The following is a 12,749-nucleotide window of genomic DNA, read 5'->3' as shown; positions in this document are numbered from 1 at the left end:
TGCTGAATGGCGCAAAAAGAAACGCCACCGGGGAGGTGGCGTTGATGAATCAATCACACTGGACTTTTATCGCCAGTCCACCGCGCGATGTCTCGCGGTATTTAGCATTCATATCCTTGCCCGTCTCGTACATGGTCTCGATCACTTTATCGAGTGAGACGCGCGCTTCGCTGGTACGGCGCATCGCCATACGGGCGGAGTTAATCGCTTTTACCGAGGCAATCGCATTACGTTCAATGCACGGCACCTGCACCTGTCCGGCAACCGGGTCACAGGTCAGCCCCAGATTGTGCTCCATGCCGATTTCCGCCGCCACACAGACCTGCTCCGGGCTAGCCCCCAGCAGTTCTGCCAGACCCGCCGCCGCCATGGAGCAGGCAACGCCCACTTCACCCTGGCAACCGACTTCCGCGCCGGAGATAGAGGCGTTCATTTTATACAGAATGCCAATGGCGCCAGAGGCCATAAAGTAACGGGTAAAGATTTCAGGGGTGACAGGCTCAATAAAGTGGTCATAGTAAGCCAGTACCGCAGGGACGATGCCGCATGCGCCGTTAGTCGGTGCCGTCACAACACGGCCACCGGCCGCATTCTCTTCATTCACGGCGAGAGCAAACATATTGACCCAGTCGATGACAATCATCGGGTCGCTGGACATTTTATCAGAGGACACCAGCAGGCGGCGCAGCGCCGAAGCACGGCGCGGTACACGCAGTGGGCCTGGCAGCACGCCTTCAGTGTTCAACCCGCGATCGATACATTCACGCATCGTCTGCCAGATATCGGTGAAATAGCGCTCGATATCGGCACGGCTGTGCACGGCCTGTTCGTTCTTCATGATCATGCCGGAGAGCGACAGTCCGGTCATCTGGCAGTGGGCCAGCATCTCTTTTGCCGAGTTGAACGGATAAGGAACGGCGACTTCATTCACCACCGATTTACCGAAGTTCTCTTCGTCAACAATAAAGCCGCCGCCAACAGAATAGTAGGTTTTGCTGTAGATACGCAGGTCGCCAGCAAAAGCGTGAATGGTCATGCCATTCTCATGCAGCGACAGGTTATCGCTGCGGAACACCATGCCGCCTTCACGTGGGAAATCAACTTCGTGGGCACCGCTGGCCAGCAGCAGGCGCTGGCGCTCTTCGACATCACGGATAAAGGCAGGGATAGCATCGATATCAACGCTTTCCGGCGAGGCGCCAGACAGCCCCATAATAATGGCGATATCGGTATGGTGGCCTTTGCCCGTCAGGGACAGAGAACCATAGACATCGACAGCAATACGCGTCACCGAAGAGAGCTGGCGATTGTTCACCAGATCGTCGACGAACTGTTTGCCGGCTTTCATTGGGCCAACCGTATGAGAACTTGACGGGCCAATGCCGATCTTAAACATGTCGAAAACGCTAATCACGTTGTACGCTCCTTGGAGGATTTTTAATCACGCAGTGGGAGAAGATTTCGGGTACCCACAATTTGCGTGAAATATAAATGAAAAAACGCCGTATTGCAGTGATTTGGATCGCCATGTGGCAATAATCTGGTGAAAAATAATGTAAAGGCGCTTTTTGAAGCAACTAATGGCTGTATTTTAGCCTGTTTGTCGTTATTTAGCCACTTGCAGGCTCAACTGGCGAATAATTCCGGCGGTCATACCCCAGATAAAGTAGTCATCGAACCATGAAAGCCAGACGCGGTGCATCTGTCCTGAGCGTTGGATATCCAACGGCGCATAACGCCCGAGACGCAGCGCTTCACGCAACGGCATCTCAAATACCGATTCCACTTCATCTTCATTTGCATGCCAGTTAAGACCCGGCGGCAGCACGCCAACCACTGGCGTGACCTGAAAACCGGTGCTGCTGGTCACCGGGGGCAGCACGCCAATAACCCGCACAGCATCGGGCGGTATGGCGACTTCTTCCTGCGCTTCACGCAGGGCGGTAGCCACCAGAGAAGCATCGCTGCTGTCCATCATGCCTCCGGGGAAAGCCACCTGGCCCGCATGCTTGCGCAGTGACGCGGCGCGACGTGTCAGCAGTAACGTCGGTTCAGGATGCGCAATAATCGGCACCAGGACTGCAGCCTGTCGACGAGGCAAATTGCGCTGGCCTGCCTCTGGCGGTTGCAGCATGAAACGCGTCAGAAAGCGCGTGAGTGATGGATGCTCAGCGTTCATCAGGCGGTGACTCCAGGCAGGGCAAAATGCGATTCACTTTATCAAACGTCTCCTGATACTCAGAGGCTTCATCGCTGTCGGCGACAATACCGCCGCCGGCAGCACAATATAGCGTACTGTCTTCAGCAATCAGGGTGCGAATGGTGATGCTGGTATCCATCCGCCCGCAGACGCTGATATAGCCGATACTGCCACACCAGGCATTACGCCGTTGAGGTTCCAGTGTTTCAATAATTTCCATCGCCCGTACTTTTGGTGCGCCGGTAATCGACCCACCGGGGAAACAGGCGCGCAGCAAATCACAGGCGGTCAGTTCAGGCTTCAGCACGGCGGTAATGGTGCTGACAAGATGATGGACTGCCGGGAAAGGCTCGACGACAAATAACTCAGGGACGTTGACACTGCCCGGCGTTGCTACCCGACCGATATCATTGCGCAGCAGATCCACAATCATCAGATTCTCGCTGCGATCCTTCGGAGACTGCGCCAGCTTCTCGCCTTGCAGGCGATCTGCCACCGGGTCCGCGAGGCGGGGGAGTGTGCCTTTAATCGGGCGGGTTTCAATCTGCCGGTGGCGCAGTTTAATAAACCGTTCCGGAGAAAGACTGAGGAGCACGCTGCCTGGCAAACGGATAAAGGCGCTAAACGGCGCGCGGTTAGCACGGCACAGCAGTAAAAAGGCCTGCCATTCATCACCGCAATAGCGGGCGGCGAAGCGCTGCGCCAGATTGACCTGATAGCAGTCACCGGACAGTAACCACTGTTGCACCTGACGAAATTTTTCGCCGTATTGCTCACGCGTCATATTTGCCTGCCACGCGCTGGTGAGCTGGAAGGGGACGGCGGGTATTGTCTGCCCGGCATCCAGCCACGCCAGACGCGCTGCGAGGTCGCCCTGAACCACCAGCGTTAGCGTCTTCTTGTGATGATCGGCGATTAACGCCCAGTCATAGATGCCCACCGCCATATCCGGTGTGGTCAACTGTTGCTCTGCCGTCGTGGGTATTCGCTCAAAACGGCGGCCCAGATCATAACCAAACAGGCCAAGTGCGCCACCCTGAAAAGGCAGGTCATCCTGCTGCTGCGCCTGTAATCCGCAGGCTGTTAACTGCTGCTGGAGCAGCGCCAGCGGATCGTCTTCGCTGACGCAGCAGGTGCTATCCTGTTCAATCACGGTCTGGATACCGCGCGTGGTCAGCGTCACCCGGGGGTCAGCGACCATAATATCGAATCGGTTATCACTGTGATCGGCGAAACCGGAATGCAGCAGCATCGCCCAGGGCCGATGGGACAGGCGGGCAAAATGATGCTCAACGGCATCTGGCGTATACTTGAGAAGATGATAAACAGGCGACATGGTTCTTCAGCAGAGAAAATTTCAATGAGACGCCAAGCGTGACATATTTTTATGCTGCTGGCATCTCTTTGTCGCCCGTGGAATAATCCGCACCGCAAATCACCCCAGGAGTCACTATGTCTACAGGATTACCCGCGTTATCACACGAAGAGCAGCAGGACGCGGTTGAACGCATTCATAAGCTGATGTCAGAGGGAATGAGCAGCGGCGAGGCGATTGGCCTGGTGGCAGCTGAAATCCGTGAGAACCACACTGGCGGTAATGTTCCGGTGATGTTCGATGAAGATGAAGAAGATTACATGGGTGACAACAACCACGACGACGAAGAAGAAGAGTACGACGAATAAGTGGTTAACCCCTGCCAGCCCGGCAGGGGGAAAGCATTACCTGGCAGCAATCACTTTAATTTCGACCAGATATTTCGGGTTCATCAGGTTGGCCTGCACGGTGCAGCGCACCGGTGCGTTACCTGGAGACACCCACGCATCCCACGCGCGATTCATCGCCGCAAAATCCGATTTATTCACCAGAAAAATGGTGGCATCCAGTATCTTGCTTTTGTCTGAACCGACGCGGGTCAGTAGTTTATCGATCACCGCCAGGGCATTCGCCGTCTGCGCTTCAGCATCGTCATCCAGATTTTCCGGCACGCTGGTGTAATACACCGTATCGTTATGTATAACGGCTTCGGACATACGGTGTTCAGGATCAATACGTTCAATGGTCATGCTGGCTCCTTTTAAATGCACTCAAAACCGCGACAGACTGGCACAGATTAGCCGTGTCTGTCATCTAAAGGGTGGAGTGCGCTGGCGGATACTGCCATAATCACTGTCGTTTTAACCAGGTGGTGAGGGTATGTGGTAGACGATTTTGCAGCAGATGGCGCTCTGGCGCAGGCGATTCCCGGCTTCAGGCCACGTGAACCTCAGCGTGAGATGGCGGCTGCGGTCGCGCGTGCCATTGACAGCAAAAGTGAGCTGGTCGTGGAAGCCGGAACCGGTACGGGGAAAACCTATGCCTATCTGGCCCCGGCGCTGCGTTCGGGAAAAAAAGTGATCGTCTCGACCGGATCAAAAGCGTTGCAGGATCAGCTCTACAGCCGCGATCTGCCAACGGTGGCGAAGGCGCTCAAATTCAAAGGCATCATGGCGCTGCTGAAAGGGCGGTCCAACTATCTCTGCCTGGAGCGACTGGAGCAGCAGTCGATGGCCGGGGGCGAGCTGGCGGTGCAGGCAATGAGCGATCTCGTTCATCTGCGCGGCTGGTCAAACGAAACGGTGGATGGTGATATCAGCACCTGCGGTGGCGTAGCGGAAGACAGCACCATCTGGCCGCTGGTCACCAGCACCAACGATAACTGTCTGGGCAGTGACTGCCCGCAGTATAAAGACTGTTTTGTGGTGAAAGCGCGACGTAAAGCGATGGATGCTGATGTGGTGGTGGTCAATCATCATCTGTTCCTGGCCGATATGGTGGTGAAGGAGAGTGGCTTTGCCGAGCTGATCCCCGATGCCGACGTGATGATTTTCGATGAAGCACATCAGGTTCCGGATATCGCCAGCCAGTATTTCGGGCAACAACTTTCCAGCCGCCAGCTGCTCGATCTGGCGAAAGACATCACCATTGCCTACCGCACCGAAGTCCGTGATATGCAGCAGCTCCAGAAGTCGGCCGATCGCCTGGCGCAAAGCACTCAGGATTTTCGTCTGTCATTAGGCGATCCCGGTTTTCGCGGTAACCTGCGAGAGCTGCTGAGCAACCCGCAGATCCAGCGTGCCCTGCTGCTGTTGGATGATGCACTTGAACTGTGTTACGACGTGGCGAAACTCTCACTGGGGCGCTCTGCGCTATTGGATGCGGCATTCGAACGTGCGTCACTCTATCGCGGGCGCCTGAAGCGCCTGAAAGACACCACACAGCCAGGTTTCAGCTACTGGTATGAATGTAACGCGCGTAATTTTGTGCTGGCGCTGACGCCGCTCTCCGTTTCTGACCGTTTTCGTGAAGTGATGGATGAGCGCCCGGCGAGCTGGATATTTACCTCAGCGACGCTGGCGGTGAATGAACAGATGACACACTTTGTTGAGCGGCTTGGTGTGGGGAAGGCGGAGACGTTGATCCTCAACAGCCCGTTTGATTTCGCCCGCCAGGCGCTCCTCTGCGTGCCGCGTAATCTGCCTTCACCCAATCAGCCTGGCGGTGCCCGCCAGTTGGCCAGAATGATGAAGCCGCTGATTGAAGCCAATAATGGCCGTTGCTTCTTCCTTTGTACGTCACATCAGGTGATGCGTGAGCTGGCGGCCGAGTTCCGTGCCTCGATGACGCTTCCGGTTTTGCTCCAGGGGGAAACCAGCAAGGGACAGATCCTCAAGCAGTTTGTTGCGGCAGGCAATGCGCTGCTGGTGGCGACGAACAGTTTCTGGGAAGGGGTGGATGTGCGTGGCGATGCATTATCACTGGTGATTATCGATAAGCTGCCGTTTACCTCGCCAGAGGATCCGTTGCTGAAAGCCCGCATGGAAGACTGTAAAGTCCGGGGCGGTGAACCGTTTGACGACGTCCAACTGCCCGATGCGGTGATCGCGCTTAAACAGGGTGTTGGACGTTTGATTCGTGACGTTGACGACCGTGGCGTGCTGGTGATCTGTGATAATCGTCTGGTGATGCGTCCTTACGGGGCGGTATTTCTTAACAGCCTGCCGCCAACGCCGCGCACGCGCGATCTGCAAAAAGCCGTGGACTTTCTCCAGTCAACGACGCAGCAGTCATTAATCTAACGGCGATGTGCTATGATGCGCGCCGAAAATTTTCTCCCCTGAGGTTGGTATGTCCACGCGAATTTTAGCCATTGATACGGCAACGGAAGCCTGTTCGGTCGCACTACTGAATGAAGATCGGTTGCTGGCACATTTTGAACTTTGTGCCCGGGAACATACGCAACGTATTCTGCCGCTGGTGCAGCAGATTTTGCAGGAAGGCGGCGTTGCGCTGAAGGACCTGGATGCGCTGGCCTTTGGCCGCGGGCCCGGAAGTTTTACCGGTGTGCGTATTGGCATCGGCATTGCTCAGGGGTTAGCGCTGGGGGCAAACTTGCCGTTAATCGGCGTGTCGACACTGAAAACCATGGCGCAGAGCGCCTGGCGTCTGCACGGTGCCAGCCGTGTTCTGGCGGCGATTGATGCGCGGATGGGCGAAGTGTATTGGGCCGAATATCAGCGTGATGAGCAGGGCAACTGGCAGGGTGAAGAAACAGAAGCCGTGCTGAAACCCGATGCCGCAGCGGCGCGGATGGCAGCGCTGAGCGGGCAGTGGGCCTGTGTGGGCACCGGCTGGCAAGCCTGGCCGCAGCTGGCAGAAAACAGCGCGCTGGCATTGACGTTATCAGACGTGACGCTGCCCTGCGCCGAAGATATGCTGCCGCTGGCACAACAGGCGCTGGCAGCCGGTATGACCGTCGCCCCCGAACATGCTGAACCGACCTATCTGCGTAATGAAGTGACATGGAAAAAATTACCGGGCCGCGAGTAGTGGCAGCAACTATTTGAATCGGTAGCAGTCGAAGTAGCATAACAATGGGGGAGTTTCTATGCGTAAATCCAGTGTCTGGCAGTGCAGTGTTCTGTTCTTAGCGTCGCTGGTATTAAGCGGCTGTGTTACCGTGCCTGATTCGATAAAAGGGCATTCAGAGACCCCGCAACAGGATCTGGCGCGAGTGCTGAATGCTCCTGAGCTGTTTATTGGCCAGGAGTCACGTTTTGGCGGTAAGGTCCTCAAGGTGGACAATCGTAACGGGATGACACGCCTGGAGATTGCCGCAATGCCCCTCGATGAAGGCGCCAGGCCGACGCTGGGTTCACCGTCTATTGGCCGCATTTTTGCCGATGTGAACGGCTTTGTCGATCCGGTCGATTTTAATCAGCAGATGGTCACCGTTGTCGGCACTATTAGCGGGACTGAGAAAGGCAAAATTGGTGATGCGCAGTATAACTTTGTGGTCATCAAGGTCACAGGCTATCAGCGCTGGCATATGTCCCAGCAGATCGTTACCCCGCCGCAGCCAATTGATCCGTGGATCTGGTACGGTCCAGGCTATGGCCGCCATCGCGGAGGCTACTGGGGCCCCGCTCCCTGGGGTTACTACAATCCCGGTCCCGCTCAGGTGCAGACCATTCTTACCCCATAATTCGTATCGTATAAAAGAGACACGGCAGATCCGCTGGATATCAGCGGATAGGCCTTTTTTAATTGATTCTCTCAGGATGAGAGAAATTTAGTGATGGGCTTCGCAACCTCTCAATAGAGACCTGAGCAAACTGGTACGCTGAGTTAAAATAATGTTAACAGGCGCTGAAAGGTTGAGGCTGCGATGACGACAAATTATCATTTTCGAGGTGATTCCTTGCATAAGGTTTGGTTAAACCGTTATCCGGCGGATGTTCCGGCGGAGATTAATCCTGATCGTTATGGCTCTTTAATCGATCTGTTTGAACACGCGGTATTGCGTTACGCTACGCAAACGGCGTTTATCAATATGGGGAAGAGTCTTACTTTCCAGCAGCTCGATGACCGCAGTCGGGCCTTTGCGGCCTATTTACAACAGGGATTAGGGCTAAAGAAAGGCGACCGTATCGCACTGATGATGCCCAATCTGCTGCAATATCCGATCGCGCTGTTTGGCATTCTTCGTGCCGGAATGATCGTGGTTAACGTCAATCCGCTTTATACCCCGCGAGAACTGGAACATCAGCTCAATGACAGCGGTGCCAGCGCTATTGTGATTGTCTCTAACTTCGCCCATACGCTGGAAAAAGTGGTGGCGAAGACAACAGTGAAGCATGTGATCCTCACCCGCCTGGGTGACCAGCTTTCGCCTGCGAAGGGGACATTGGTTAACTTCGTGGTGAAGTACATTAAAAAGATGGTGCCGAAATACTATCTTCCCGGTGCGATATCTTTCCGTCAGGCGCTGCAAAACGGTGCGCAGATGGAGTATGTCAAACCGACGATCATTAATGACGATCTCGCTTTCCTGCAATATACCGGTGGGACCACCGGGGTGGCGAAAGGGGCAATGCTGACCCACCGGAATATGCAGGCAAACCTCGAACAAACAAAAGCCACCTACGGCTCGCTGTTGAAAGCGGGTGAAGAAACCGTGGTAACGGCATTGCCGCTGTATCATATCTTCGCCCTCACAGTGAACTGCCTGCTGTTTATCGAACTGGGGGGGGCTAACCTGCTTATCACCAATCCGCGTGATATTCCGGGGCTGGTCAAAGAACTGAGTAAACATCCTTTCACCGCTATTACGGGGGTGAATACTTTGTTTAATGCGCTGCTCAATGATGATGCCTTTAATAAACTGGATTTCTCCACGCTGACGTTATCCGCAGGCGGCGGGATGGCGGTACAAAAAGCGGTTGCCGAACGCTGGGAAAAGCTGACAGGTCACTATCTGCTGGAAGGATACGGTCTGACCGAATGTTCCCCGCTGGTTTCAGTGAACCCGTATGATATTCAGTGCCACAACGGCAGCATTGGCCTGCCGGTTCCCTCTACTGATATTATGCTGGTGGATGATAACGGTAATGAAGTGCCAGAAGGGGAGCCGGGTGAGTTGTGCATAAAAGGGCCGCAGGTCATGCTGGGCTACTGGCAGCACCCGGATGCGACCGATGAAGTTTTAAAAAATGGATGGCTTCGCAGCGGTGATATTGTTACCGTTGATCACGAAGGTTTCCTGCGTATTATCGATCGTAAAAAGGATATGATTCTGGTTTCCGGTTTCAATGTTTATCCTAATGAGATTGAAGATGTCCTGATGCTGCACCCGAAAGTACGTGAAGCCGCCGCCATCGGTGTTCCAAATGATGTGGCGGGCGAAACGGTGAAAGTTTGTGTGGTGAAAAAAGATGATTCACTGACCAAAGAAGAGCTTATCACCCACTGCAAGCGGCATCTGACAGGCTATAAAATACCCAGAATTGTTGAGTTTCGGGATGAGCTTCCGAAAACCAACGTCGGCAAAATCCTGCGCCGTGAACTGCGCGAGGAAGCGATAAAAGCCCAACCCCCCTTAGACTGAGGGGCGTTGCTTTTTGCCGATATCTATCATGCCGGGTTACCCGGCATTTTTATTGCGCCATTACAGTTGACCACCGGCATCATCCGCCAGTGGCGAGAGAACGCTATTTTGAATTACATCATGATCACCACTAATGACGCGCTGGCTGAGGTTTGTCTGCGTGCCCGCCAGGTTCCTGCTCTGGCGCTGGATACTGAATTTGTTCGCACCCGCACCTATTACCCGCGACTGGGTCTGATACAACTGTTTGACGGTGAAACCATCTCGCTGATTGACCCTTTGCCGATTACCGACTGGACGCCGTTCCGTGACCTCCTGATGGACCAGCAGGTCGTCAAATATCTGCATGCCGGCAGTGAAGACCTTGAAGTCTTCCAGCATGAGTTTGGGGTGTTGCCGCAGCCGATGATTGATACACAGATCCTCGCCGCGTTCAGCGGCCGCCCGCTCTCCTGCGGTTTTGCAACCATCGTAGAGTCCTTCACCGGGATCGCGCTGGATAAAAGCGAATCACGCACTGACTGGCTCGCGCGTCCATTGACGGAAAAGCAGTGCGTTTATGCTGCAGCCGATGTTTTCTATCTGCTACCGATTGCCGTCAAGCTGGTGGCAGAAACGGAAGACGCCGGGCAAATGGCCGCTGCACTGGATGAGTGTCGTCTGCTGTGCCAGCGCCGTACCACCGTGGTTGACCCGCAGGAAGCGTATCGTGAGATCGCCAATGCGTGGCAACTGCGTCCGCGTCAGCTTGCTGCATTGCGCCTGCTGGCGGCATGGCGTCTGACGCTGGCCCGCGAAAAAGATATGGCAGTGAATTTTGTGGTGCGTGAAGAGAACCTGTGGAAGGTCGCACGCTATATGCCGGGTTCCCTTGGCGAACTTGATCATCTGGGGTTGCCGGGGCAGGAGATCCGTTTCCACGGTAAGGCGCTGGTGGCGATGGTCGCTGAAGCGAATGCGCTCGGGGAAGATGAGCTGCCGGAAGCGGTGCCGAATCTCATCGATTACCCGAACTACAAGCAGGTGTTCAAAAGTCTGAAAGCCCTGGTGGCAGAAACGGCGGAGCAGCATGGCGTCAGCCAGGAGTTGCTGGCATCGCGTCGTCAGATTAATCAGTTGCTGAACTGGCACTGGAAATTGAAGCCACAGGCCGGTAAACCGGAGTTGGTAGATGGTTGGCGGGGGACATTACTTGAAGACGGGATTGCTGACATTTTAGCGGCACACTAAATCCTGCAATTTTCCCCTGCACCATAGCAGGGGAAAATCATGAGCAGGAGAAGATCATTTCGGTGCTTCTTCCGTTTCCGTTTCCGGTAACGTTACGTTCAGTTCGAGAATAGAAATATCATCATCTTTTTGATCCAGCTTCACAGTCAGCATCTCCGGATCAATTTTCACGTATTTACAGATCACTTCCAGAATATCCCTTTTCAACTGTGGCAGATAGTGGGGCTCGCTATCGCCCCTTCTGCGCTCCGCCACAATAATCTGTAGCCGTTCCTTGGCAATATTGGCTGTGCTCTTTTTACGGGATAAAAAGAAATCGAGTAAGGCCATGGTTTATCCCCCAAACAGGCGTTTCAGGAAACCCTTCTTCTCTTCTTCAATGAAGCGGAAGGGGCGTTCTTCTCCGAGCAGGCGGTCAACAGTATCAGCATAGGCTTTACCTGCGTCGGATTCGGCATCCAGGATCACGGGCTCACCCTGGTTCGAGGCACGCAGTACTGACTGATCTTCCGGGATAACGCCGGCCAGAGGAATACGCAGAATCTCAAGCACGTCTTCCATGCTCAGCATATCACCACGATTCACGCGTCCCGGATTGTAGCGGGTCAGCAGCAGGTGTTCTTTAATTGCATCCTGGCCTCTTTCAGCGCGGCGTGATTTAGAGGACAGAATGCCGAGAATACGGTCGGAGTCACGTACAGAAGAGACTTCCGGGTTGGTGGTAATAATCGCTTCATCGGCGAAATAGAGCGCCATCAGCGCACCGGTTTCGATGCCCGCCGGTGAATCACAGACAATGAACTCAAAATCCATGGTCGCCAGGTCATCCAGCACTTTTTCCACGCCTTCGCGGGTCAGCGCATCTTTATCACGCGTCTGAGAGGCTGGCAGGATAAACAGATTTTCAGTGCGTTTGTCTTTGATTAACGCCTGGTTCAGCGTGGCATCACCCTGGATGACGTTAACGAAGTCATACACCACGCGGCGCTCACAGCCCATGATTAAATCCAGATTACGCAGGCCGATATCAAAGTCGATAACGACAGTTTTTTTCCCTTTCTGCGCCAAACCGGTAGCGATGGCCGCGCTGGACGTGGTTTTACCCACGCCTCCCTTACCCGATGTAACAACAATAATGCGTGCCATAAAATAATTTCCTTAAGAAAAGAAAGGGCTCGAGAGCCTGGCTCAGTTCAGTGTCTGTATAGTCAATGCGCCGTCCTTGAGACAAAGACGAGACGCTTTTCCGAAAAATTCAGCAGGGATTTGATCCATAAGCCAGTAATTTCCAGCAATGGATACCAACTCTGCAGATAAACTGGTGCAAAAAATCTGAGACTGCTTGTCGCCAGACGCGCCAGCCAGCGCGCGGCCGCGCATCATGCCATAAATGTGGATATTGCCATCGGCAATCAGCTCGGCACCCGCGCTGACGCTGCTGGTGACGATCAGGTCGCAGTTTTTGGCATAAATCTGCTGACCGGAACGCACCGGGGTACTGATAAGCCGGGTTTTTATGGCGGGTTGTTCGACAGGAATAGCCACAGGCGGTGCACTCTCAGCGCTGAACTTCTGTTCTTTGCCTTCGCTCAACACCGGCAGGCCGGACCGGGCAATCATGCGTTTCAACTGCTCATCTTTGCAGCCGCTGATACCCACAATGTGCAGACCCGTTTCGGCGATTGCCTGCTGCATTTGTCGCCAGTTCACCTCTCGGGTTAACGAGGATACGTTGATCACCACCGGGGCATTTTTCAGAAAAGCTGGAGCCTGACTGACTTTCTCCTGAATGGCTTTACGCACCGTTTCAGGGTCGGTGTGATGCAAATGAACGACTGACAGCGTAAAACTGCTGCCCTTTAACTCGATTGGCGATTGTGACATCTGTCCCGCTC

Annotated in this window: 13 protein-coding genes; 6 read left to right on the top strand and 7 right to left on the bottom strand. The window is 54.4% G+C overall.

Features of this window, described 5'->3' with window-relative positions:
• Nucleotides 1-49: 49 nt before the first annotated feature.
• From LJN55_RS13120 to pabB, 3 genes are all read right to left on the bottom strand, one after another.
• Nucleotides 50-1,414 carry an L-serine ammonia-lyase gene (locus LJN55_RS13120; protein WP_133841831.1) on the bottom strand — a complete coding sequence of 455 codons (1,365 nt, stop codon included), beginning with the start codon at nt 1,412-1,414 and terminating at the stop codon, nt 50-52.
• A gap of 192 nt (nt 1,415-1,606) precedes the next feature.
• On the bottom strand, nt 1,607-2,179 hold the full coding sequence (locus LJN55_RS13115; RefSeq protein ID WP_133841832.1) for a CoA pyrophosphatase: 573 nt from the start codon (nt 2,177-2,179) through the stop codon (nt 1,607-1,609).
• The gene (gene pabB / locus LJN55_RS13110; protein WP_227534599.1) at nt 2,169-3,536 is read right to left on the bottom strand and encodes an aminodeoxychorismate synthase component 1; all 1,368 of its coding nucleotides are present in this window, start codon (nt 3,534-3,536) and stop codon (nt 2,169-2,171) included. The genes LJN55_RS13115 and pabB overlap by 11 nt, the downstream gene beginning before the upstream one ends.
• A gap of 116 nt (nt 3,537-3,652) precedes the next feature.
• On the opposite strand from pabB, the gene LJN55_RS13105 reads away from it, so the two are divergent.
• A complete protein-coding gene (locus tag LJN55_RS13105) occupies nt 3,653-3,883 on the top strand; it encodes a YoaH family protein (protein ID WP_159336541.1) in 231 nt (76 codons plus the stop codon).
• A gap of 36 nt (nt 3,884-3,919) precedes the next feature.
• On the opposite strand, the gene LJN55_RS13100 is transcribed toward LJN55_RS13105, so the two are convergent.
• Entirely contained in the window at nt 3,920-4,264 is a 345-nt protein-coding gene (locus tag LJN55_RS13100; RefSeq protein ID WP_133841835.1) for a RidA family protein, read from the bottom strand.
• Between the two features lie 132 nt (nt 4,265-4,396).
• On the opposite strand from LJN55_RS13100, the gene LJN55_RS13095 reads away from it, so the two are divergent.
• From LJN55_RS13095 to rnd, 5 genes are all read left to right on the top strand, one after another.
• Nucleotides 4,397-6,316, top strand: coding sequence for an ATP-dependent DNA helicase (locus tag LJN55_RS13095; protein WP_159336542.1), 1,920 nt, complete (start codon nt 4,397-4,399; stop codon nt 6,314-6,316).
• Between the two features lie 49 nt (nt 6,317-6,365).
• Nucleotides 6,366-7,067 carry a tRNA (adenosine(37)-N6)-threonylcarbamoyltransferase complex dimerization subunit type 1 TsaB gene (tsaB, locus tag LJN55_RS13090; protein ID WP_171148401.1) on the top strand — a complete coding sequence of 234 codons (702 nt, stop codon included), beginning with the start codon at nt 6,366-6,368 and terminating at the stop codon, nt 7,065-7,067.
• Between the two features lie 58 nt (nt 7,068-7,125).
• On the top strand, nt 7,126-7,722 hold the full coding sequence (locus LJN55_RS13085) for a Slp family lipoprotein (protein ID WP_133841838.1): 597 nt from the start codon (nt 7,126-7,128) through the stop codon (nt 7,720-7,722).
• Between the two features lie 216 nt (nt 7,723-7,938).
• Nucleotides 7,939-9,624, top strand: a complete 1,686-nt coding sequence (gene fadD, locus LJN55_RS13080; protein ID WP_133841839.1) for a long-chain-fatty-acid--CoA ligase FadD — start codon at nt 7,939-7,941, stop codon at nt 9,622-9,624.
• 120 nt (nt 9,625-9,744) lie between these two features.
• Nucleotides 9,745-10,854, top strand: coding sequence for a ribonuclease D (rnd, locus tag LJN55_RS13075; RefSeq protein ID WP_133842141.1), 1,110 nt, complete (start codon nt 9,745-9,747; stop codon nt 10,852-10,854).
• A gap of 54 nt (nt 10,855-10,908) precedes the next feature.
• On the opposite strand, the gene minE is transcribed toward rnd, so the two are convergent.
• From minE to minC, 3 genes are read right to left on the bottom strand one after another with little or no spacing between them, the layout of a single operon-like run.
• Nucleotides 10,909-11,184, bottom strand: coding sequence for a cell division topological specificity factor MinE (minE, locus tag LJN55_RS13070; RefSeq protein WP_133841840.1), 276 nt, complete (start codon nt 11,182-11,184; stop codon nt 10,909-10,911).
• Nucleotides 11,185-11,187: 3 nt separating this feature from the next.
• Nucleotides 11,188-12,000, bottom strand: coding sequence for a septum site-determining protein MinD (gene minD, locus LJN55_RS13065; RefSeq protein ID WP_062746173.1), 813 nt, complete (start codon nt 11,998-12,000; stop codon nt 11,188-11,190).
• 42 nt (nt 12,001-12,042) lie between these two features.
• Nucleotides 12,043-12,738, bottom strand: coding sequence for a septum site-determining protein MinC (gene minC, locus LJN55_RS13060; RefSeq protein ID WP_133841841.1), 696 nt, complete (start codon nt 12,736-12,738; stop codon nt 12,043-12,045).
• Nucleotides 12,739-12,749 lie beyond the last annotated feature (11 nt).

This window comes from Erwinia rhapontici, assembly GCF_020683125.1.
GTDB classification, from domain to species: Bacteria; Pseudomonadota; Gammaproteobacteria; order Enterobacterales; family Enterobacteriaceae; genus Erwinia; species Erwinia rhapontici.
This window is presented reverse-complemented; position numbering and strand designations above follow the sequence as displayed.